Origin of the sequence: Natrialba magadii ATCC 43099, assembly GCF_000025625.1 — an archaeon.
Taxonomy (GTDB): domain Archaea; phylum Halobacteriota; class Halobacteria; order Halobacteriales; family Natrialbaceae; genus Natrialba; species Natrialba magadii.
In genome coordinates this window covers 998,354-1,018,547 of sequence record NC_013922.1, presented here as the reverse complement: position 1 = coordinate 1,018,547, position 20,194 = coordinate 998,354, and the positions used below count along the sequence as shown (strand labels likewise).

The following is a 20,194-nucleotide window of genomic DNA, read 5'->3' as shown; positions in this document are numbered from 1 at the left end:
CCTACCGGTTCGGTTTCGGACGTGTCCGACAACCGCGTGTTACGCTTTTGACGGTGCTCGTCGGAGTAGTCGCCGCATGTCCGACTACGACACCGACGTACTGGTTTCGGCGGACTGGGTCGAAGACCACCTGAACGAGTTTCAGGCAGCCGAATCGGAGTACCGGCTCGTGGAGGTCAACAGCCCTGAATCCCCCGACAAAGGCGACTTTCCCTCGCGGTACGATGAAGGCCACATCCCCGGCGCAGTCAGGATGCAGTGGGACGAAGACCTCTCCGATCAGGACCAGCGAGACATCCTGAAGAAAGACGATTTCGAGGCGACAGTCGGCGAACACGGTATCAGCGAGGACTCCACGGTCGTCTTCTACGGCAACGGCTGGATCCCGAACTGGTTCGCCCTCTTCGCCTACTGGGAATTCAAATACTACGGCCACGACGACGCACGCGTCCTCGACGGCGGCAAGGACTACTGGGTGAACGAGGAGTATCCACTAACTGAGGACGAACCCAACTTCGACGCCGTCGAGTACACCGCGAAAGGACCATTCGAGAGTATTCGCGCCTACAAGGACGACGTGGACAAGGCCCGCGAGGCCGGCATCCCGATGGTCGACGTTCGCTCACCCGCGGAGTTCTCCGGCGAGATTATCGCGCCCGAGGGGCTCCAGGAGACCGCCCAGCGGGGCGGGCACATCCCCGGCGCGTCGAACGTCCCGGTGAAGACTAACCTGCGCGACGACGGCCGGTTCAAAGAGCCGGACGAACTCGAGGAGCTGTACGCAGACGAAGGCATTGACGGCGACGAATCCGTCGTCACCTACTGTCGCGTCGGCGAGCGCTCTGCGATCGCGTGGTTCGCGCTCCACGAGTTACTCGAGTACGACGACGTGCACAACTACGACGGCTCCTGGACGGAGTGGGGGAATCTCGTCCGCGCGCCGATTGAGCGCGGCGAGTCGGGGTGAGAGTGTGTTTGGTGGGGTTGGTGTGTTTGGTGGGGTTAGTGTGGGTGGAGCAATCGTGTGACGTGACTGCGTGTGGCTCCGTCAGAACCGTCTTTGCTGGCTGACTGCCCGCGACTGCCCGCGACTGCCCGCGACTGCCCGCGACTGCCCGCGACTGCCCGCGACTGCCCGCGACTGCCCGCGACTGCCCGCGACTGCCCGCGACTGCCCGCGACTGCCCGCCGACAGCCGACTTACTCCTCGAGGACGAGGTACGTACGCGCACCTCGGTGCTCGAGTGAGACCTGATCGGTGTCGACGTCAGTCTGGTCGTGGATGAACTCCTCGACGCCGGCCGCGTGCAGTTCGGTGACTTCGATTCGTTCGCGCTGCGTGGCTTCGCTATGGCTGGCTTCGTCCTCGGTGAGGTCGCTACGGGAGCGGTCATCACTTCGGTCGACGATCAGTGTCATACTCATCACTTGGACTGACAGTATGTCAATCCGACCCGTCCGTGGTGAAAGTGAAAGTAGTCGGTTCCGAACCTCTCTCGCTCGAATTCCCCCGGGGAAATTCACTGTCGGTACGCTATACTGGTCGGCAACGCTGTCCGATCAGCCGAGTGACTTGACGTCGACCGGTCGCTGGCCGCTTTCGGTATCGATCTGCACCTCATCGAGAAGTGCCTCACGCGCACGTTCCTGCCACCGCTCGACAGCCTCGGCGTGATGTTTGCGGCGGTCGTCGGAGACAGCATCAGTAGCAGTAGTAGAATCACTCTCATTCGCCGCCCCATCCGCATCATCCGAACCGTCTACGCTTCCCTCTCCATCGGCCGATCTCCCACCGGTCGCCACCTCGTCGAACGCCGGGTAGGCCTCGATCACGTCGGACTCGAGTACGTCCGCCGGGCGAACGTGAACGGCACCGGTCAGTTCGGCATCGTCGTGTCGGTAGACGTGGATACGGGCCCGCATTCGGCCGTGGAACGGCGGTGTGATCCGAAGGACGGCCTCGCCGGGGTTCTCCTGCGTGTAGGCGTAGGCGTCGACGACATCCGCTGGCGAGACGGCAATCGAGCGAATCGCTGCCGGATCGGAGTCGACACCCATCGGCGGTGGCTTCGGTTCGGGGGGAGTTAATCCTGGCTGTCGGGGACGGTCGTTGCGTCCTGACTGGCGACTGAATCATCAGCCGGAAACTCACCAACCGTCGGTTCGAACACCGTTGCCTCGACAGCAGTCGACACACCGTAGGTCGCGTCCGCCACAGAATCGGGGAGTGTGTACGTCCCGTCCTCGTAGTGCGCGTGAAGTGAGGACCGAACCGCCTCGCGGACACAGGCCCGCGTCGCCGCGCCGACGCGGGTCGCGCTGCCGGTGAACGCCGCAGGCGTACCTGCCGGATCGTGGCCGACGATCACCGCGTCGCTCGTGGTCCCCGGGAAGCCAGTTTCGGCGAGGAGCGTCGCGGTCTTGGCCTCGACAGCGACTGCCAGGAGGTTCGCGAGCGCGCCGGACTCGAGTGCGCGCGTGGTTCCGACGATGACGTTGACGGTGCCGATGGTGGTCTCTGTTTCATCTGTCTCGCTAGTCTGAGCGTCCGTGGGAGGCAGCGAACCACCTGCGGGATCCATCGGAAGCGCGGCGGGGTTCGAGATGCCGGCGGTCGCGTAGGCTGTAACGGGGCCGCAGTGTGCGCCGCGGGCGTCGGTCATGTCGACACCAGTGAGGAGGGCCGGTCCTGGCTGCTGTGCGTGCGAGTTCGACCGGCCATCGCGCTCGGGAAACGCCACGTCCTGGAATCCTGCCCGCTCGAGTCGCGACGAAACGTACGCGCCGAGATCCTGGTGACCCCACTCCTCCGGCACCGAGATGTTGTACGCAGCCTCGGACTGCCAGCGGCCGCCGTTCCAGCCACTCGAGAGCCACTCGGTTTCGGATCGTGACACCCGAAGCACGCCGTCGCGACGAACGGCCTGGAAAGCTGGTTCGTCAGCGGTCATCAGCCACCACCACTACCACCTTCCGACTCCTCCGGCCCGCCAGCACCGAGTGCCGCGAGCACCCGGTCGTTCGTCTCCCGATCTTTGATCGCGATTCGAACGTGCGAGTCGAGCGCCCGGAACGTGCGGGCGTCGCGGATGGCCACCCCGCGCTCGCGCGCCGTCTCGATCACGTCGTCGACGTTGCGGTCGCCTACGTCACACAGCAGATACGGTGCGTCCGACGGCGCGACGTCGAACCCGAGTTCGGATTCGGATTCGGGCTCGGGCTCGGACTCGGGCTCGGACTCGGGCTCGGACTCGGGCTCGGTTTCCACCCGCTCGCGAACTCGCGCGCGCTCCTCGGCAACCCGCTCGCGTGTCTCACGGACGAACTCGTCCTGCCGAAGACAGTGTGCACCGACGCGCGCGGCCGGCGTTCCGAGCGACCACGCGCGGCGGGCCGACTCGAGTGCCCGTCTGTTCTCGCCGAATCCGATGGCGAAGCCAGCGCGTAGACCCGGCAGGCCGAACAGTTTGGTGAGCGAGCGGGCGACGATAACGTGCTCCCGGCCGTACGCGTAGTCGGACTCGAGTGCAACGGCTGCCGCGGAGGGCAGGTCAGTAAAGCCGAGAAACGCCTCGTCGACGAGCAGCGTCGTCCCCGCCTCCGCACAGCGGTTCGCAAAGGCGACGAGGTCGGCCGGGTCGACCGCGTCACCCGTCGGATTGTTCGGCGTACAGATAATCGCGAGCGAAGCGGACTCGAGTGCAGCCGCGCGCAGCGACGGCATGTCGTCGTAGCGGACGAACTGCGGCGTCGCACCCTGCAGGCGGACTTCGCGGGCGTACTCGCCGAAACTGGGGTAGGGGACGAGTGCCTCGTCGCCGGGCTCGAGCGCGAGTTCCATCGCCAGTCGAATCGCGGCTAGCCCGCCGGGCGTCGAAATTACCTGTTCGGGTTCACAGCCCACGAAGTCGGCTGCCGCGGCCCGGAACTCGGCGTACTCGTCGTCGGGATAGCGTCGGGACTCCTCGAGTGCGTTGCGGTACACCTCGTCGACGCCGTCGGGTGTGTTCGCGTTGGTGTTCGCCGAGGCATCGACGACGGCCGGGTCGGGCTCACCGCCGTGAGGAACGCGGCCGGTGGTGTGGATCGAGTCAGGGTCCATGATCGACGTTGGGTGCTGGTTCCGGGTCGGTTCTGGAAGGTGTGTCGATGTCGGTGTCGGGGTCGGGGTCGGTGTCGGGGTCGGTGTCGATGTCGGTGTCGGGGTCGGGGTCGGTGTCGAGGCCAGAACGCTCTCCAGACCCGTCAGATTCGATTCCCAGCCGCCGACAAACCATCTCGAACTGGTCTCTGACTGCCGCCAACTCGCCCGCTGGAACCAGGGAGAGCGCACCACCCATGCCGACGCCCTCCTTTGCCTCACCGGCGCAGTAGCGGTCCATCGCGACGTGCTCGCGCTCGTGGTCGGCGAAGCCGGGATCGGTCACCGTCAGTTCACAGTCGAGCGCAGCGCAGGCCGACTCGAGTTGCTCGCCCTGCTCGGCCGCGACGAACGAGGTCGTCGCAATCTCGAGCGGTGCGTCGACACCCGCGTGACGGAGGATTGCGGCTACGGCAACCATCTGCGTCCCGCCAGCGAGGGTGACGCTCGCAGTGGGTGTGGACTCGAGTATCCCCGCCACAATACCGGCGACGGTCGGCTGAACTGGATCACCGACGGCCCGAATCGCGTCGAACGGTGCGGACTCGCAGTCGCCGGCTGCGAGGTCGCTCGCGGCGAGGGCCTCGTCGACGACGCGGCGCTTTCGCTCAACGGGATTCTCCGGGAGCGACGAGGAGACGCTGGTCGGCTCGCCGAGCGCGGTGAGCACACCGAGTGCGGTCGTCGTGCCGCCGGGAATCGTCTCGCCGATGACGATGTCGTCCTCGCCGTCGGGAAAGCTCGCTCCGTAGCCGTGCGCGCGGTCGAAAATCGCCGTTGCGTCCGGGACGGCTGCGGGCTCGCGGATATCGTTCCCTGGCTCGACACCGAGGTCGACCGTGGGAACGCTCGTCGGCTTGGCCAGTCCGGCGTCGACCACCGTCACGTCGAATCCGCATACCTCGCGGACGGCCCGCGTGACCGCCGCCGGCGTCGGGCAGCCAGTCGGACTGACCGGCGTCACCGGCGAGCGCGCGGGCGCGCCGAACTCGAGTATCTCGACGTCGGCGGAGGGAGTGTGCGCCATCAGTTCGGGAGCCGCGCCGGCGGCGCTGATGCCGTCGATGAGCGCGGTTTCGGTGGTCCCTGCTGGGAGGATGAGACGCGGACGAGTCATTGTTTGTCACCGTGTCTGCCGTCCGTTTCGTGCGTTTCGTGCGTTTCGTGCGCTTCTTTCGTTTCTCGCATTGCTCGCGTTTCCGGATCCCGGATGTACGCGGTAGCAATGCGAGCGTCTTCGCGTTGGTTCACGTTGACCGCGAGTCGCGGGTCGTCGGTTACGTAGGTCATGGATGGTTGGGTGTCGTCTGTGGTGTCTTGGTCGGTCGTGTCGTCAGCAGTCGACTCGCCGACGACGTTGACGCCGGTCGGGACAAGAGCGGTATCGTCAGAGGCAGTGCCAGCGTCATGATCCGCCTGTTCGAGCCGCGAGTCGATGCTGACCCCGAGTTCTCGCTTCCGAGCTTCGGGAATGCAAATGGTCATCGATCCGGCACCACCGCGCTCGTCATACGCTGTAACCACCTGGTCGACGGCGGCTGCGGAGAGCAACGGGAGGTCCGCTGCGACTGTGAGTAGTGGCTGGGAAATCTCCGGCCGGTCGAGCGTAGTCAGCAAGTCCGCGACGTAACCCTCGCCCGCCGTCTCGACGAGATTGACATCTCGGTCTGATTCAGAAAGGTGTGCGTGCGTTTTCGGTGCGTTCGGAGAAACTGCAGCGTAGATCGTCTCGATCTGGCTGGACTCGAGTGCACCCACGACGCGGTCGACCATCGGAACCCCCGCGATGGGGTGGAGCGGCTTTTCGTGATCGCTCTCGAGTCGGGTGCCTTTCCCGCCGCACATCACAAGAGCGTCCACGCGATCACCCCCGCGTGCAGTCCTGCGACGCGGCCGAGTTCGTTCGCCGCGCCGAAGATGTCGCCGTTGATCCCGCCGAGGTGGCGAGTCGCCCAGTACCAGGGGAGACAGACGCCGGCGACGCCGCCAGCGACGGCGAGCGCGACCGGGCGCGGCCAGGTGAACGCCGCCGCCGAGAGGACGAGCGCTGCGGGGACGAGCCAGCCGCCAGGCGTCGACGCCTCGGTGAACTGTCGACCCATGCCTTCGTACGGCGCGCGGCCGAAGCAGGCCATCGTCGCCATCCCGAACTTCGAGCCGACTTCGGTACCGATGGCGACCGTGACGGCCGTCAGCGCCGGAAGCGCGGCGAGACCGAGCCCGCCGAGTGCAAGTCCCGAAATCGTAATCGCGACGGCGAGGATCGCACCGACGCCGGTCGTCGTGTCTTTCAGGACCTCGCGCCGGCGGTCGGCGTCGCCGTGGACGACGAGCGCGTCGCCGAGGTCGGCGACGCCGTCGAGGTGGTGAATGCCGGTCACCGCGTAAACGGCGAGCAGGTAGCCGAAGGCGACGACCGGCGGTGTGAGTACATCGGCCGCGAGCAGCGGCACTGCGGCGAGTGTGCCAGCGACGAGTCCGACGAGCGGGAACGCGGCCGGCGTGGATCGGAACGCCTCCCAGTCGCCATCACGGTGGTGAACCGGCAGTCGCGTCAGGAAGCCGAGCGCGCCGCGGGTTGCCCGAAGCCAGCGTCTTACGACCACTGCACCACCTCCGGGAGAGCAAGCAGTGGCTCCAGTAGGATGCTGTCAGCGATAAACGGTCCGTCCACAGTGCCAAACTCGGCTGCGAGAACGGCCACCCCCGTCGCGAGCGCCAGCGAAATCACGGCCGAGACGATAGCAGCGACGCGAATCACGCTCGTCGCGCGCTCGCCGTCCTCGGGTGCCGGCAATTCCGCATCGGGGTTGAGGTCGTACACGTTCCGTTTGCGGAGGCGAACCGAGAGCGCGCACGCGAGCGTCGCCATCGGCCACCCCGAGTTCGGCGACGGCGGTGTCCGAGCCCACGCTGCCGCGCGTCGGAGTGCAAGCGGCGCACCTGCGGCGAGAGCGATCGACACTGCGGAGAGACGAGCGGGGATCCACATCACGAAATCATCGAGGCGCGCGCTCGCGGTCCCGTGGGGCTTCGACGGATAGCCAAGCATCGAATCGAGCGTGTTGACGCCCTTCACCCACGCCGCAGCCGCTGCGGCAGCGGGCAACGAAAACGGGGCGAGCAGCGCGAACGGCAGGAGCGTCGCGACGAGACCGTCCGCGAGATTCTCCGCCGCGCTCTCGAGTGCCCCACTGCGAAGTTCGGCCGGCGAAAGCGATGCTGTGTCCCGGCCAACGAGACCGCGTACGCGGTCGCGAGCCGTCTCGAGTTCCGCCGCGGAACCAGCCGTCGCGCGGACGACCTCGTCGGTCAACTCGAGTAGGGATCGCAAACTGATCGTCAGCCAGAGAACGAGAGCGGCAGCCGCGATGCCGACGAGCGGCGAGAGGGCGGCTGCAGCGAGAACGAACCCGGCGGCCGCAGCGGCGGGCACGAGCGGGACGACGAGCGCGATTGGAACGCCAGCGAGGCGCTGGTACCGGTCGCGGTCGCTCCACTCACGGTCAAGTGGTGCGATGAGACGACCGAGCCAGGCGACCGGATGGAACGCGTTTCGCGGCTCGCCAACGATGTGATCGAGGCCGAGGGCGACGGCGAGGAGGAAGGCCGTGGTCACCACGGGTCAGCCCTCGCGCGTTCGATGAGATGGCCAGAAACAGTGATCGTCATCGCAGTCGGTCACCTCCGGACTCGGTCTTGTCGAGTGTGTCGGGGAGTGCGTCGAGTGCGTCGGGGAGTTCAGCGAGGGACTCGAGTACGTGTGTGTCTCCCGGCTCACCACTGGGACCCTCGGCTGACACGCTGCTGCCGTCTGTCATACGGTCGTCGGCGAGCAAGAGCGCGGTTCCGCCAACGGACGCGAGACCGCCGTCAGTTCGCGGGTCGTCGCCGACGTGGACGAGGTCTGTGGCGGAAACGCCGAGTTCGGCCGCGGTTTGTTCGAAGATTTCGGGTGCGGGTTTTCGCCAGCCACAGCCGACGCTCGTGACGATCCCGTCGAAGTCATCGCGCGAGAGTGAAGATCGGACGAGCGCCCGTCCGACGAGTTCGGGAACGCTGCAGTTCGAGCAGAGCGCGACTTCGTGGCCGCGGTCGCGAGCGGCGTCGATCGCCGCCCGTGCACCCGGTCTGGTTTCGACAGTAGGGTCAAACGCGGCAACGACCGCTCGTCTGGCTGCGTTTCCCTTGACTGCAACGTCACGACTCGCGAGCGCGCGAGAGACGTGTGCGGGAAGCGGGACTTCTGCGCCGTCGGGAGCGTCGATGTGAACCTCCGTGTACGCGTCCGCCCAGTCGTCAGGCACCGAAACGCCGCGCTCGGCGAGTTCGGTCGCGACGGCTGCAGCGGGGTCGGCCGGGTAGTCGGCGGTAACGAGCGTATCGAAGAGGTCGAACGAAACTCCCACGCTCGTGTGATTACCCCAAGTCAACTTTATCTTCGCGGTTCCCGCGAATCGTCGCTTCGGAACCGATTCCAGCGAACCAGTATCGACCGGTATCGGCACGTCAGAGGGGCAGCGACTGAAGTATCGTACCAGAGCGACAACGGCGATGGCGGAGACAGTGAGTCGGAAGAAGCGAAGAGAAACGGGTGGTCAGAAACAGAAACAGAAACAGAAACAGAAACAGAAACAGAACCCGCTCCGCACGCATTCGGTCGAAGCCAGCGATTCAGTCGAGTCGCGCGAACGCGAGGTTGCCCGAGATGTTCTTGATGTAGATATCGACGACGTCACCCTCCTGCGCGCCGGGGACGAAAATCGTGTACTCTCCCTTCTCGGCGACACCGTCGCCTTTGCGGCCAGTGCCGGTGATTTCGACGGTGTAGGTCTTGCCCTCCTCGACGGCGTCCTGCTGTTGCTGCTGGGCGGCGCTCGTCGAACGCTTGGTGACCGGCCGGAACGCACCACAGGCGTCACAGCGCAGCATTGGCGTACGATCCTCGCGAACGAGGCGGGTGTCCGGCAGGCCACACTCCGTACAGAGGACGTACTCGTCGACGTACGCGTCGACCGCCGCGTTGAAGTCCTGCTCGGAGAAGGTCCCGTTGTACCGGCCGCGCCCTTCCTCGAACTTGCCGCTGGTCCCCATCTCCCGCTGGACGAAGCGGTGGAGGTGCTCGTCCTCGCGCGAGAGCACGTCAGCGATTTCGCCCAGGTTCGTAAACCGGGTGAACGCGCCGTCTTTCTGTGTCTGTGCGTCAGGGATCTGTAACCGTTCTTCGTCGCCCCCAATGTCGGGAACGTCCTCCATCGCTCGGTCGAGACTCGACTCGTAATCCATGTGCGATGAAAGACGACGCTGACGTAAATCCGTTCTGCTATCACGATCCGGCGACGGAACCGGGACAGGAACCCGGTATCCCCCGGTATCCTCAGAGCGACTCGCTTCCCGTGTCGCTAGCCGACCCCTGCGTCTCGTCGTCGAGACTGTCCAGATCTCGCTCCGGATTCGCCTCTGCTCGACCACCCGCTTCGCCCGTCACTTCGCCATAAATCGCCTCCCGTGCCGCCGCTTCGCTCTCGAATTCCTCGTTCGCGAGACGGTCGAACACACTGCCAAGCGACTCCGTCTCGTTCGGCATATCGATCGGGTCGCTCCCGTACTCGGTCGCGATCTCCTCGCCAGTGACCGGGTACTCGAGTTCCCCGAGCTGTTGCTCGACGTCCTCGAGGACGGACTCTGTGGTGTTTGCACGCTGGGATTTGCGCTGTTCGGCGCGGTCCTGTACGCGATCGACATCCGGTTCCGGTTCTGTGTTCGATTCTGGGCTGGAAGCTCTCTCACTTCCGTTGGCGCCGCTCTCGTTGTTTCCGCCAGGGCCGTTCTCACTCATACGCGGCGCTATCATCACGCCGACCAAAAGCCGTCGGCCGGCGCGTGCGTGTCCGATCGGCAGGCTAGCGGGTGACGTATCCAGTCACAGCAGACCCTTCGACTTCGAAGCCGTGAAAACCTCGTTTGCCACGTCCACAGGCGCTTACTCTCGGCACCACGATGACACTGATGCCCGCGGTAGTGTCAGTTACCACCGTCACCACCTACCACTACCGCAGGGCACATTGCGTTCTGTCGGCGGTTGTCGTCGCTGCGAACCAGAAGAGGGAGTCACTGCTCAGGCTTCACTGGTTGCAACAGACGGTCCCCCCGACCCTATTGGATCAGATTGTTTGATGGTTTGAACGGTGCTGGCTTGTCTAAGCGCGGTCTCGTCGTTTGTAGATGTAGACGTGACCTCCGTGCGGAATAACGACACAATAGTTCTGGAACGTGAACCGTGTCTTTACGTTGGACGTGGAGTGCGTCACATCGTCGTAGAGACTGTTGAGGGCCTCTGTATCCACGTGCTTGTGCAATGGTTCTATCTCAGTCACAGGGACGTTTTTGGCACTTGCCAATGCTCTTACAACAGTGTGTGTTATTGACTCTGTTTCCGTTCGCTCTGACTGAGAAACCGCTTGCTGGTCCGCCAATGGAGGGCAGTAGTCGTTCAGGACCATATCAAGTTTTGAGAACGTAGAGAAAAAAGCACCGTTCCAACACACTTTGGTATCTTCCAACAATTATCTTAATATCCATTGACTATTTTCATCAAAGTCATCTATTCGTCTGGTGGTTGTTTAATTACGTTCATTTTTACAAATTATGTCCGTGACAGGGTGGCTGTAGAGCCGATTCCGTGGCGTCCAAGTGGCGCACCAAGACCAACACCAGAGCTCTCCTGGAGGAGGGAACAGTACGCGTCCGGTCTGTATTCACGTTCTCCGTGAATCGTTTTGGGTATCACTGGTACCGCTGTCTTTCACCGCGAAGCGCTATTGGCGGAGGTGGACACTACCACGGACGAGGGAGCGCACAAAAGCAAATTGCTGGACGCTTGCGATTCAGTATCGGCTTGGGAAGAAGTCCGCCCTCCCCGATTTGAACGGAGTGAGACGTTCCGGGCATGCAGCGCTACGCGCTGTTCCGGGGCTGGGACTCACAAGCTCAAATCGTGTCGGGATAAACTCTCGACTGCTCACGTTGTTCGCAGCAAAAGTCCGCCCTCCCCGATTTGAACGGGGGGCAAGTCGATCTACAGTCGACTGCTCTACCAGTCTGAGCTAAGGGCGGTCGCACTCAAACATAGTCGCCGAGGTAGACATAAGGGTTATTATTTCAGCTCTCGCCCAAGTGTGGTAGCACGCAACAGTATGATTGATATAGGATGCGTATCAATATGCCTGTATATCGGCCATGAGCAAGATCACGTTCCGTGCTGACGACGACCTCGTGCAGGAACTCGAGTCCCTCGAGATTTCCAAGAGCGAGGCGATGCGTCAGGCGCTTCGGTCGTACCTCGGTCACGATGAGAACAGGACCGGGGCCACGAGCGAGGAGCGCGCGGAACGTCCCGCCGGCGAGACAGCGGGAGTGGGATCACAACTCGAGTGTCTCATTGAGTCGCTTGTGCGCGAGCACGTAGACGATCGGATTGACGAACGACTCGGTGGCGAAACAGCGAGAGCCGGCCACAGTCACTCACAGCAACCGAAGGCGATGTCTGACATCGGAACGCGACGCGGAAATGGCGGTCAAATGTGGCCACCGACGCGGGAGACACAGGATGTAAACGTCACGATTTCGCTGACGGATGGCAGCGAAGACATCGGTGTACAGCCGTCTGCTACGCAGGCCACGAACGAGGACCAGAAACAGACGCATGCACAGTCCCGCGAGGATGTCGGACAGGATCAGCCGTCGCCACACAGTAAACAGCCCCAGTCGGGCCCGCAAACGGAGTCCTCGGAAACGACACACGCGTGTGGACAGTGTGGCGAAAGCGTCGATGAGGACCATGTATACTGCCCAAACTGTGGAGAGAAAGCCTCGCGGCGGCTGTTCTGTGAATGTGGCGACGAGTATCGGTCAGACTGGTCGTTCTGCCCGGGCTGTGGGAGACGAACACCAGCAGCAGACGTTCTGGAGCCGCGCTAAGTCGGTGACAGTCACGTCTGACGGACGGTTGTAAGACACAGAAAATCTCTCTCGCCGATAGTTTTATTATGTAAGACAGTATTCCGTTTAGTTGCGTAAGACGATTGTCTTACACCGGCCGGAAGTCGGCGAAAAACGCCCGACGACCGCCCAATCCGGTGTAAGACACGGTGCGTCTGACAGGGGCGCGCCACCGTCTTACCCAACGGGGAATACAACAATGGAGCGTGTGACACTGCGAATTCCGAAACAGCAGATTGACGAGGTAGAGCAGCTGGTTGACTCGGGCGAGTTCCCGAACCGGAGTGAGGCAATCCGGTCGGCCGTCCGCGAAATGATCAACGAGCAGTACGACGGCCACAGCGAACAGGCCGGGAAACACAACTGGGCCAAGGTCTAACAATGCAGGATATTGTACAGGACGCCCTCGAGAACGCGGAACAGGAAGCCCGAGAGATGGACGCCACGATGGACGACGACGAGTTCGGTGACCCCCGAATCGTCATCGTCGGCTGTGGCGGTGCCGGGAACAACACCATCAACCGGCTGTACAACATCGGTGTCGACGGCGCTGACACCGTCGCGATCAACACCGACAAACAGCACCTGAAGATGATCGAAGCCGACACGAAGATCCTCGTCGGCAAGTCGCTCACGAACGGGCTCGGCGCTGGCGGCGATCCCTCGATGGGCGAACGCGCGACCGAGATGGCCCAGAGTACGGTCAAAGAGGTTCTCGGCGACGCAGACCTCGTCTTCGTGACGGCAGGTATGGGTGGTGGCACCGGCACGGGTGCCGCCCCGGTCGTCTCGAAGATTGCCAAGGAGCAGGGTGCGATCGTCGTCGGCATGGTCTCGACGCCGTTCAACGTCGAACGTGCCCGCACGGTCAAGGCCGAGGAAGGACTCGAGAAGCTTCGCGATCAGGCGGACTCGATCATCGTCCTCGACAACAATCGACTGCTCGATTACGTCCCGAACCTCCCGATCGGCAAGGCGTTCTCGGTCATGGACCAGATCATCGCCGAAACGGTCAAAGGGATCTCGGAGACGATCACCCAGCCGTCGCTGATCAACCTGGACTACGCGGACATGTCCACGATCATGAATCAGGGCGGCGTCGCGGTGATGCTCGTCGGTGAGACACAGGACAAGAACAAGACCGACGAGGTCGTCAAGGACGCGATGAACCACCCACTGCTGGACGTCGACTACCGTGGTGCATCCGGTGGTCTTGTCCACATTACGGGTGGCCCGGACCTCACACTCAAAGAGGCCGAGGGCATCGCGGACAACATCACGGAGCGCCTCGAGGCGTCTGCAAACGTCATCTGGGGTGCCCGTATTCAGGAGAACTACAAGGGCAAGGTCCGCGTCATGGCGATCATGACCGGTGTCCAGAGCGCGCAGGTCCTGGGTCCGACGACGCAGAAGCAGGCCGACAAGTCCCGCGCGAGCATCGAGGGGCTCAACGACACTGACTTCGACGCAAGCAACAACGTCGAACAATCAGGACAGAGCTTCGGTGCCCAGAGTGACGGCGGGCGTAGCGAACTCAAGAAGCAAAACGGCGTCGACGTTATCCGCTAACTGACGCACGATTTCGGCATAGTCACTGCGGTGCGGTTTCGTTTTCGTTCGTCTCGTTTTCGGGTGTCTTACTTGATAGTGGGTGCTGTATACTGCGTGCAGACTGCGTGTCGTATGATTCTGCCCCGTGCGATATCCAACCGGAATGTACAACAGGCCACACGCGGACAGTGTGAGACGACCATCGATGCACGCACTCGTGTTCGCTGCCGGTCGTGGCACGCGACTGCAGCCGTACACCGACGACACGCCGAAGCCACTGCTCGAAATCGCTGGGGAACCCTTGCTTCGTCGGACCCTGCAAACGGTCGCTGACACCGTTTCCGGAATCGAGCAGTTCACTATCGTCGTCGGCTACCGAGGCGACGAAATCGTCGACTGCATCGGCGACACGTTCGACGGCGTGCCGGTGTCTTACGCGTGGCAACGTAATCGTCAAGGCCTCGCACACGCTGTTTGCCGGGCGGCCGAAGACGGCTACGGTGTCACACTCGAATCTGTAGACGAGAACGAAGGCGAAGGCGAAGACGAGGGAGAGGACAAAAACGCAAACGTGTCAGACACCGCGTTCCCGGACGACATACTGATAATCAACGGCGACAACGCCCTCGACTGTGACCTCTCGGCGCTCGTCGACCGCCATCGCGAACCCAGCGTCGACGGGGCACTCCTACTCGACCGCGTCTCGCGAAACGAAGCCGAAGCGACAGCACTGTGTTCGCTCGCAGACGACGGCCGTATTCGATCCGTCGAGTCGACACTCGAACGTGGGCAGACGACGGGTTACATGGCCGCCGGCGTCCAGACCCACGACGGACCGGCCCTGCTCGACGCCTGTCGGACACTCGACCGCGCCGACAGCGGCGAGTTCGAACTCACGGCTGCACTCGAGTCCCTGCTCGCAGACGGTGCCCAGTACGTCGGCGTCGAACTCGAGGGCTGGCACCGGAACGTAAACACGCCGGCCGACCTCCAGCGGGCGCGGGAACGGTTCGAGGGGGCGGCCAGTGATGGGGAACGAAGCGAAAACGGCGGCAGGTGGTGAGCGACCTGCCGATGACACGCGGCCGTGATCATCCCTGAAACGTACGTGGCGTGAATCCGAACCCGGACGAAATGGCGGTCTCGCTTGCGCTTCGGATCCTCGGAACTCTCGCCGCCGGTTATCTGCTGTTCGTCACGCTGCTGGCGATGGGCCCGATCGGGATGGTGGTGTTCGTTCCGTTGCTCATGATCGGGGCCGTACAGGTGTATCGAACTCGAAATCGGCCCGAAACCGGCGAGGCGGACAACGAACTGCCGGACTACTGTCCGAACTGTGGCACGGCAGTCGAGGAAGATGTACTCGACGCTACGGCTACCGACGCTGTTGATGGCGAGAAATGCGGTCCGGGTCCCGAGAGCAATCGCCACGCGGACAGCGAGGGTTCGGATGGGCAGCCATGGCGTGTACACTACTGTGCCGGCTGTGGTGCACCGCTTGACGCCGTCGACGACAGTGATTCGAGATTCGAGGCGGGCGAAACGGACGCGACCGGTCGCACTGGCACGATTAACTGTCCTCACTGTGGCTCACCGAACGATTCGGGACAGGAAACGTGTGCGTACTGCGAGACGGTACTCGAGTAGCTACACCAGCGCCTCGAGCAGGGAGCACTTCCGACAGACCTCACGGGTTGTCGTGGATCCACACTCGGTACAGTCCTGGAGGTCTGCGCCGTTCTCGCCGCTGAATTCGTCGGACGTGATGCCTGCGAGTTCTTCGTAGCCGGAGAGAATCGAGTGACGAGTCCCGGGATGATTCTCTTCCAGTTCGTACAACAGCTGCTGGATCTCGCCACGGTAGGCCTCGCTCGCGTGTGGACACTCCGTGATGTGCGCCGGTAGGTCGTTAAGGTGGGCGTAGAGTGCGACTTCCTTCTCGGGGACGTCACGAAGCGGCTTGGCGCGCGGGACGAACTCCTCCTGTTGCTCGCGCTCGGAGAGCGGCCCGAGGCTCGCATCGAAGTGTTTGGCGATCTGTTCGACGTCGCCCTCGAGGAAGTTCATCAACGCGGTCTGGGCTTCGTCGTCCAGGTTGTGGCCCGTCAACAGGAGATCTGCGCCGAGGTCGTCTGCGTAGCGTGAGAGGATATCGCGCCGGAAGACGCCGCAGTAGGCGCAGGCGGCCATGTTTTCGGGGTCGTCCTCGACTACGTCGTCCATCTGGATGCCGAATTCGTCTTCGTAGCTGACGACCTCGTGGCGGATGTCGAGGTCGTCGGACAGTTCGACGCAGGCGTCGAGGCTCTTGTCGCGGTAGCCCTCGATCCCCTCGTGAATCGTCAGGCCGACGAGTTCGATACGCGGGTCCTTGGCGAACGTTTCGTGGAGAATCTGGGTGAGGACGACGCTGTCTTTGCCGCCGGAGAGGCCGATAACCCACGTTTGCGGGTTTTCAGGTGTTGCGTCCTTCGGGACGAGGTCGTCCCGACGCACCCGCCGGCGCACCCGCTTCTCGACCGATTCACGGAAGTGATCCGCACAGAGGTGTGCCCCGGAGTAGGCGGCGTGCATGACCGCCTCCTCGTCACACCGATTGCAGTCCATCGCGGTGAGGTTGCCGTCGGACGCGTATGTCGGTTTCGTCTCCTGCGTGCGCGTGGCTTCTGGGATCGTTGCTGGAGTCGTTGCCGAGATCACTACTGAACTCGCTGCTGGACTCGCTACTCGGCTGGTCCTGGCGCAGCCGGTGTCCGTGGCGGGACGACAGAACGGTCCTCGATGGCCTCAGCACCGTCCTGGAGTGAGTCGAGGAGCAGGTCGACGTATCGCTCGCGCGTCGGCGAGGAGAACAGTTCGTGGCCGCCGTCATAGAGCACGACGTGTTCTGCAGGGACGCGCTCACCGATCGGTTCGAGGTCGACGAGGGAGTCACGCAGCGTACAGAAGACCACCGCATCGTGGTCGATCGTCAGGAGATTTTGTTGGGCGTGGTGGATCTCCCGGACGAACGCCGGCGAGACCCAGCGCGGGCTCGTCGAAATCTGATGGTCCGTCGCCTTCTCACCGAGCACGTCGCGCCCCATCTCTCCAATGGGAATGCACGGGAGCGTCGTCGGGACGTTCGAGACGAGGTCAAGCGTCTGCTCGGGCAAGTCGACGTTGAACCCCCACCATGGACTCAGGTAGACGTGGTTGTCCGCGCCGTCGAGTGCCTGCGCGACGAGTGCGCCCGCACTGTGTGCGAGTAGCTGGTACTCCTCTAGGTCGAGGACGTACTCCGCGACCGGCTCGAGCCAGTCGGCTTTGAAGTCCTCGATATTCGTCGGGAGTTCGAAGGCGTGGACCCGATAGCCGGCCTCGGTGAGCTTCCCGATGAGCCAGCTGACGTTCTCGTGGGTCCAGCGGTTGCCCCAGCCCATGACGAAGACGAGTTCGGTCTCGCCGTCCTCGTTGAAGACGCGGTGTCGCATACGGTTCACTTCGGGCGGATCAGATAAAAACCTGCTCTCTTGACAGGACAGGGAGATGACGGACTATCGACGGTGGCGATACAATGGCTCCGCGGAGAGACAACGCACAGCCACGACCGCAGCGTTTGGGAACTGCTTTGAAACCGCCCGTGTGAGTCGACCTATGTTCGACTCCCTCCGCGCCCGACTCTACCGGCTCGGGTTCAACCTCTTTCCCGCGTATCGCCGTACCGGCGGCCGAGTCACCTACATCGCGCCCGACTGGCAAGAGATCCGAATCAAACTCCCACACACCTGGCGGACGCGCAACTACGTTGGAACGACCTTCGGCGGCAGCATGTACGCCGCAACAGACCCGTTCCACATGATGATGCTCCTGCAGAACCTTGGCGACGAGTACACCGTCTGGGACAAGGAAGCCGAGATTCGCTTCAAAAAACCCGGTACTGAGACGCTATACGCGCGGTTTACAATGTCCGACGCGGAACTCGACGCAATTCGAGCCGAACTCGACCGCGAGGGAACGGACTCGATCGACCGCCACTACACCGTCGACCTCGTCGATGCCGAGGGTACCGTCCACGCATCGATTCGAAAGACCGTGTACGTGACGACGGATCGGTCAAAGCGCGCCTGAGCAGGGATTGGCTGAGAAACCGTTTTGCAACTCGAGTACCCACCGTGAACAATGAGCGACACTGGTGGCGATAGCGAGCGCGAGACGGAGAGCGAGAGCGGGGGTCGGAACGGGGACGTGAACGGTAACGACAACGGCAACAGTAGCGGCAGCGCCAGCGGGTTCAACCGCGCCAACGCAGTCGACCGACTCGAGTCCCTCGTCGACACCGTAGAGAACGAACGGATGCCGGTTCCGGTCCGCGAGGTCTGGGCCTTCGGTGACGTTGCACTGGGGCTGGATCCGGTCGAACGGCTCGATATCTACCTGACCAAGGATATTCTGCTGCGTGACGAGAGCGCATCCGCTGGAGACAGCGATGAAGAAGGAGACGAGCAGGACCCAGATGCGCGGTTTCAGGAGTCCCACGGAATCGAAGGTGTCGGGAAATCCGTCCGCGCGGACTGGGCCGCGGAGTACCCCGAGTTCCTGCGTGCAAACGCGAACGGACACGCCGCACCGGAGCAGTGTCTCGCAGCGCACCTGCTCGGGACCGAACACGGGGCCGGCGACGAGCCAATCCACCTCGAAGTCTGCAACGCCTCCTTCGAGGACAACGTCACACAACGGCTTCGAGGTGCAAAACTCCGTGAGGACTATACCCAACTGCTCGATCCCCGCGGCGTCTGCCTCTGGGCTGACGGTACACGGAGCGACGAGGCGTTCCGAAAGCTCCGCGAGAGCGAACTGGCGCTGCCGACGCTGTCGGCGGCTCTGGAGATGCTTGGAATGGAGGACGAGGAAGCGACGACCGCGGCCAGGGAGCTCCACGCCTGGCGCGAGGAACAGGATGGAGTGACAGTTCGAGGCGACGTGGTCTAACGTTCGGTGCGCTCAACGGAAAAGTGACATTGTCGTCGTTGGCTAGCACCACCCGCAGTCCTTCGTCAGTCTCGCGAGACGATTACGACCAGACTGAACAGATCACAGGAGTAGCATAGTGATCGCGAATCGGCCGGCCGATTGGCGGGCAGTTATGGAGTGACCCAGCATCGACCACTCGCTGTTTCGAACGTAATACGAAGAATTTTGTCGCTGCTGTCGGTGGTCACCGATATGAGTTCGCTGTCGCCGTCTGCGCTTCTCGATCGGATTCAGTCGCCGCGTGCCGCGCTGCTCGCGAATGTCGCGCTCGTGCTCACCGGCTCCGTACTCGCGCTGCTTTCGATGGTCGACCTGCTCACTGGACTCCTTATCGTCACGATCGGTTTTATCGGAATCTACGCGTCGTTACTCGGGCAACGCAGTGAGGACGACGAGGAGTAGCCAGCGAACCGACAGCGCCCACCCGTCAAACAGCGCGTCAAACGCGACCGACGGTAACGAAAAACGGAACCGCCTCACGCCGGCGATACGCTCGCGCTTCCATCTGTTCGATCACGTCACGGCCCATCGCTCGCCACTCGCTTCGCAGGTCGTCATACTCCGCCGCCGTCAGCGTCCCCTCGAGCATCGTCTCCCGGTCGTCGGCCAGTCCCGCACCCGTCGCCTTCCGGCGCGCCGCAGCGACTGCCCCCTCGCTGTAGGGCGGTTCGATGGTCCGAACGTGATCGTACCGGCGCGTCTCGAGTAGCTCGAACTCCGCATCCGCCGCTGCAAACGCCTCACGGGCGTCAGCACCGAGCGCAACGTCGGTTTGGACACCGGCGAGGTAGGCATCGCGAGCCCGCCGCTCGAGGGCGTCCTCGGCACCGACACTCGAGTCCACCTCGACGGCGCCGTTGTCCGGTTCGACGGCTGCGACGAGGTCGCGCGAGACGCGAGCGAACTCGTCGAGCGCAGCCGACGGGTCGGGCAGGTTGATCAGCAGCGCCTGGCAGATGACGAGGTCAAAGGCGTCGTCGGGAAACGGGAGGCGGTGGGCGTCCCCGGCAACGGTTGCGATCGCCGGCGCGTGAGCCGCTGCAGCCCGAATCAGGTCGGGATCGGCGTCGCAGCCGACGACCTCGCCTGGCGACTCCGCCGCGAGCACGCGACTCAGTTCGCCGGTCCCGCAGCCGACGTCGAGAATCCGCTCGCGGGACTCGAGTGCGAGTGGCTCGAGTGCCGCCCGGGAGTCGTCCCACATGCCTTCGCGGGTCCGGTGAAGGTAGTCTTCGGAGAACTCGCGCACGGACGCCTGTAGAAGGGTGTCGGGTAAAAGCGGGTCGATTTTCCGGGTAGGGTTGGGGTGGTGTCGGGACGGAACCCGGGTGAAATCCACAGACACCCCCGAGCGCCACACTTCCACCCCTGCGCAGTGCTCGGACCGCTACTTCCGCCTCTCGCAACTCCCCATATTGTCGAGGCCGTCCTCGATGCCGTGGCGCGGTTGGTTTGCGATGACAGGTGGACGCGGACGTATTCTGGGAC

Annotated in this window: 24 protein-coding genes and 1 tRNA gene; 9 read left to right on the top strand and 16 right to left on the bottom strand. The window is 63.3% G+C overall.

Annotation, left to right across the window (positions count from 1 at the left end; genetic code table 11):
* Positions 1-76 precede the first annotated feature (76 nt).
* Complete coding sequence (locus NMAG_RS04765) at positions 77-967, top strand: sulfurtransferase (protein WP_004216811.1); 891 nt, start codon at positions 77-79, stop codon at positions 965-967.
* A 233-nt stretch (positions 968-1,200) separates the two neighbouring features.
* Here the strand turns inward: NMAG_RS04765 and NMAG_RS04760 are convergent, their stop codons facing one another.
* From NMAG_RS04760 to NMAG_RS04700, 13 genes are all read right to left on the bottom strand, one after another.
* Positions 1,201-1,419, bottom strand: a complete 219-nt coding sequence (locus NMAG_RS04760; RefSeq protein WP_049916403.1) for a hypothetical protein — start codon at positions 1,417-1,419, stop codon at positions 1,201-1,203.
* Positions 1,420-1,560: 141 nt separating this feature from the next.
* Positions 1,561-2,058, bottom strand: coding sequence for a hypothetical protein (locus tag NMAG_RS04755; protein ID WP_004216807.1), 498 nt, complete (start codon positions 2,056-2,058; stop codon positions 1,561-1,563).
* A 26-nt stretch (positions 2,059-2,084) separates the two neighbouring features.
* Positions 2,085-2,951 carry an adenosylcobinamide amidohydrolase gene (locus tag NMAG_RS04750; protein ID WP_004216805.1) on the bottom strand — a complete coding sequence of 289 codons (867 nt, stop codon included), beginning with the start codon at positions 2,949-2,951 and terminating at the stop codon, positions 2,085-2,087.
* Positions 2,951-4,102 carry a pyridoxal phosphate-dependent aminotransferase gene (locus NMAG_RS04745; protein ID WP_004216804.1) on the bottom strand — a complete coding sequence of 384 codons (1,152 nt, stop codon included), beginning with the start codon at positions 4,100-4,102 and terminating at the stop codon, positions 2,951-2,953. The genes NMAG_RS04750 and NMAG_RS04745 overlap by 1 nt, the downstream gene beginning before the upstream one ends.
* Complete coding sequence (gene cobT / locus NMAG_RS04740; protein WP_004216803.1) at positions 4,092-5,258, bottom strand: nicotinate mononucleotide-dependent phosphoribosyltransferase CobT; 1,167 nt, start codon at positions 5,256-5,258, stop codon at positions 4,092-4,094. The genes NMAG_RS04745 and cobT overlap by 11 nt, the downstream gene beginning before the upstream one ends.
* Positions 5,255-5,986 carry an NTP transferase domain-containing protein gene (locus tag NMAG_RS04735; protein WP_004216802.1) on the bottom strand — a complete coding sequence of 244 codons (732 nt, stop codon included), beginning with the start codon at positions 5,984-5,986 and terminating at the stop codon, positions 5,255-5,257. Before NMAG_RS04735 ends, cobT begins: the two co-directional genes overlap by 4 nt.
* Entirely contained in the window at positions 5,986-6,747 is a 762-nt protein-coding gene (gene cobS / locus NMAG_RS04730; protein WP_004216801.1) for an adenosylcobinamide-GDP ribazoletransferase, read from the bottom strand. The genes NMAG_RS04735 and cobS overlap by 1 nt, the downstream gene beginning before the upstream one ends.
* Positions 6,738-7,760: an adenosylcobinamide-phosphate synthase CbiB gene (gene cbiB, locus NMAG_RS04725; protein WP_004216800.1), complete on the bottom strand. Its 1,023-nt coding sequence runs from the start codon at positions 7,758-7,760 to the stop codon at positions 6,738-6,740. The genes cobS and cbiB overlap by 10 nt, the downstream gene beginning before the upstream one ends.
* A gap of 49 nt (positions 7,761-7,809) precedes the next feature.
* Positions 7,810-8,550, bottom strand: coding sequence for an HAD family hydrolase (locus tag NMAG_RS04720; protein WP_004216799.1), 741 nt, complete (start codon positions 8,548-8,550; stop codon positions 7,810-7,812).
* A gap of 265 nt (positions 8,551-8,815) precedes the next feature.
* Positions 8,816-9,427, bottom strand: coding sequence for a translation initiation factor IF-2 subunit beta (locus NMAG_RS04715; RefSeq protein WP_004216797.1), 612 nt, complete (start codon positions 9,425-9,427; stop codon positions 8,816-8,818).
* A gap of 91 nt (positions 9,428-9,518) precedes the next feature.
* Positions 9,519-9,980, bottom strand: coding sequence for a DUF5789 family protein (locus NMAG_RS04710; protein WP_004216795.1), 462 nt, complete (start codon positions 9,978-9,980; stop codon positions 9,519-9,521).
* A gap of 361 nt (positions 9,981-10,341) precedes the next feature.
* Positions 10,342-10,644, bottom strand: coding sequence for a HalOD1 output domain-containing protein (locus NMAG_RS22745; protein ID WP_012996448.1), 303 nt, complete (start codon positions 10,642-10,644; stop codon positions 10,342-10,344).
* 539 nt (positions 10,645-11,183) lie between these two features.
* A tRNA-Tyr gene (locus NMAG_RS04700) sits at positions 11,184-11,257 on the bottom strand.
* Positions 11,258-11,380: 123 nt separating this feature from the next.
* On the opposite strand from NMAG_RS04700, the gene NMAG_RS04695 reads away from it, so the two are divergent.
* The 5 genes from NMAG_RS04695 (at position 11,381) to NMAG_RS04675 (ending at position 15,340) form a co-directional block, all read left to right on the top strand.
* On the top strand, positions 11,381-12,121 hold the full coding sequence (locus NMAG_RS04695) for a double zinc ribbon domain-containing protein (protein WP_004216793.1): 741 nt from the start codon (positions 11,381-11,383) through the stop codon (positions 12,119-12,121).
* 220 nt (positions 12,122-12,341) lie between these two features.
* Positions 12,342-12,521 (top strand): ribbon-helix-helix domain-containing protein, encoded by a 180-nt coding sequence (locus NMAG_RS04690; RefSeq protein ID WP_004216792.1) that lies wholly within the window; start codon positions 12,342-12,344, stop codon positions 12,519-12,521.
* Between the two features lie 2 nt (positions 12,522-12,523).
* Positions 12,524-13,711, top strand: a complete 1,188-nt coding sequence (ftsZ, locus tag NMAG_RS04685; RefSeq protein ID WP_004216791.1) for a cell division protein FtsZ — start codon at positions 12,524-12,526, stop codon at positions 13,709-13,711.
* A 187-nt stretch (positions 13,712-13,898) separates the two neighbouring features.
* Positions 13,899-14,756 carry a nucleotidyltransferase family protein gene (locus NMAG_RS04680; RefSeq protein ID WP_004216790.1) on the top strand — a complete coding sequence of 286 codons (858 nt, stop codon included), beginning with the start codon at positions 13,899-13,901 and terminating at the stop codon, positions 14,754-14,756.
* A gap of 71 nt (positions 14,757-14,827) precedes the next feature.
* Complete coding sequence (locus NMAG_RS04675; protein ID WP_012996447.1) at positions 14,828-15,340, top strand: zinc ribbon domain-containing protein; 513 nt, start codon at positions 14,828-14,830, stop codon at positions 15,338-15,340.
* On the opposite strand, the gene ncsA is transcribed toward NMAG_RS04675, so the two are convergent.
* Together ncsA and NMAG_RS04665 are read right to left on the bottom strand one after the other, a co-directional pair.
* The gene (ncsA, locus tag NMAG_RS04670; protein ID WP_004216787.1) at positions 15,341-16,300 is read right to left on the bottom strand and encodes a tRNA 2-thiolation protein NcsA; all 960 of its coding nucleotides are present in this window, start codon (positions 16,298-16,300) and stop codon (positions 15,341-15,343) included.
* A gap of 116 nt (positions 16,301-16,416) precedes the next feature.
* Positions 16,417-17,166: an alpha/beta hydrolase gene (locus NMAG_RS04665; RefSeq protein ID WP_004216785.1), complete on the bottom strand. Its 750-nt coding sequence runs from the start codon at positions 17,164-17,166 to the stop codon at positions 16,417-16,419.
* A gap of 163 nt (positions 17,167-17,329) precedes the next feature.
* Here NMAG_RS04665 and NMAG_RS04660 point away from each other — a divergent pair, with 163 nt between their 5' ends.
* From NMAG_RS04660 to NMAG_RS04650, 3 genes are all read left to right on the top strand, one after another.
* Positions 17,330-17,803 carry a DUF4442 domain-containing protein gene (locus NMAG_RS04660; protein WP_004216783.1) on the top strand — a complete coding sequence of 158 codons (474 nt, stop codon included), beginning with the start codon at positions 17,330-17,332 and terminating at the stop codon, positions 17,801-17,803.
* A 51-nt stretch (positions 17,804-17,854) separates the two neighbouring features.
* Positions 17,855-18,664, top strand: coding sequence for a DUF7095 family protein (locus NMAG_RS04655; protein ID WP_004216781.1), 810 nt, complete (start codon positions 17,855-17,857; stop codon positions 18,662-18,664).
* Positions 18,665-18,898: 234 nt separating this feature from the next.
* Positions 18,899-19,108 carry a hypothetical protein gene (locus NMAG_RS04650; RefSeq protein WP_004216780.1) on the top strand — a complete coding sequence of 70 codons (210 nt, stop codon included), beginning with the start codon at positions 18,899-18,901 and terminating at the stop codon, positions 19,106-19,108.
* A 37-nt stretch (positions 19,109-19,145) separates the two neighbouring features.
* Here the strand turns inward: NMAG_RS04650 and NMAG_RS04645 are convergent, their stop codons facing one another.
* Entirely contained in the window at positions 19,146-19,955 is an 810-nt protein-coding gene (locus NMAG_RS04645; RefSeq protein WP_004216779.1) for a class I SAM-dependent methyltransferase, read from the bottom strand.
* Positions 19,956-20,194: the final 239 nt, after the last annotated feature.

Excerpts from the sequence above, each read along its gene's own strand:
- NMAG_RS04745 (WP_004216804.1), bottom strand. The coding sequence starts at position 4,102 with ATGGACCCTGACTCGATCCACACCACCGGCCGCGTTCCTCACGGCGGT.
- NMAG_RS04715 (WP_004216797.1), bottom strand. The coding sequence starts at position 9,427 with ATGGATTACGAGTCGAGTCTCGACCGAGCGATGGAGGACGTTCCCGAC.
- NMAG_RS04735 (WP_004216802.1), bottom strand. The coding sequence starts at position 5,986 with ATGTGCGGCGGGAAAGGCACCCGACTCGAGAGCGATCACGAAAAGCCG.
- NMAG_RS04665 (WP_004216785.1), bottom strand. The coding sequence starts at position 17,166 with ATGCGACACCGCGTCTTCAACGAGGACGGCGAGACCGAACTCGTCTTC.
- ncsA (WP_004216787.1), bottom strand. The coding sequence starts at position 16,300 with ATGGACTGCAATCGGTGTGACGAGGAGGCGGTCATGCACGCCGCCTAC.
- NMAG_RS04680 (WP_004216790.1), top strand. The coding sequence starts at position 13,899 with ATGCACGCACTCGTGTTCGCTGCCGGTCGTGGCACGCGACTGCAGCCG.
- NMAG_RS04710 (WP_004216795.1), bottom strand. The coding sequence starts at position 9,980 with ATGAGTGAGAACGGCCCTGGCGGAAACAACGAGAGCGGCGCCAACGGA.
- NMAG_RS04760 (WP_049916403.1), bottom strand. The coding sequence starts at position 1,419 with ATGACACTGATCGTCGACCGAAGTGATGACCGCTCCCGTAGCGACCTC.
- NMAG_RS04695 (WP_004216793.1), top strand. The coding sequence starts at position 11,381 with ATGAGCAAGATCACGTTCCGTGCTGACGACGACCTCGTGCAGGAACTC.
- NMAG_RS04750 (WP_004216805.1), bottom strand. The coding sequence starts at position 2,951 with ATGACCGCTGACGAACCAGCTTTCCAGGCCGTTCGTCGCGACGGCGTG.
- NMAG_RS04755 (WP_004216807.1), bottom strand. The coding sequence starts at position 2,058 with ATGGGTGTCGACTCCGATCCGGCAGCGATTCGCTCGATTGCCGTCTCG.
- NMAG_RS04655 (WP_004216781.1), top strand. The coding sequence starts at position 17,855 with ATGAGCGACACTGGTGGCGATAGCGAGCGCGAGACGGAGAGCGAGAGC.
- NMAG_RS04690 (WP_004216792.1), top strand. The coding sequence starts at position 12,342 with ATGGAGCGTGTGACACTGCGAATTCCGAAACAGCAGATTGACGAGGTA.
- NMAG_RS04675 (WP_012996447.1), top strand. The coding sequence starts at position 14,828 with ATGGCGGTCTCGCTTGCGCTTCGGATCCTCGGAACTCTCGCCGCCGGT.
- NMAG_RS04765 (WP_004216811.1), top strand. The coding sequence starts at position 77 with ATGTCCGACTACGACACCGACGTACTGGTTTCGGCGGACTGGGTCGAA.
- NMAG_RS04660 (WP_004216783.1), top strand. The coding sequence starts at position 17,330 with ATGTTCGACTCCCTCCGCGCCCGACTCTACCGGCTCGGGTTCAACCTC.
- NMAG_RS04650 (WP_004216780.1), top strand. The coding sequence starts at position 18,899 with ATGAGTTCGCTGTCGCCGTCTGCGCTTCTCGATCGGATTCAGTCGCCG.
- ftsZ (WP_004216791.1), top strand. The coding sequence starts at position 12,524 with ATGCAGGATATTGTACAGGACGCCCTCGAGAACGCGGAACAGGAAGCC.
- NMAG_RS22745 (WP_012996448.1), bottom strand. The coding sequence starts at position 10,644 with ATGGTCCTGAACGACTACTGCCCTCCATTGGCGGACCAGCAAGCGGTT.
- cobT (WP_004216803.1), bottom strand. The coding sequence starts at position 5,258 with ATGACTCGTCCGCGTCTCATCCTCCCAGCAGGGACCACCGAAACCGCG.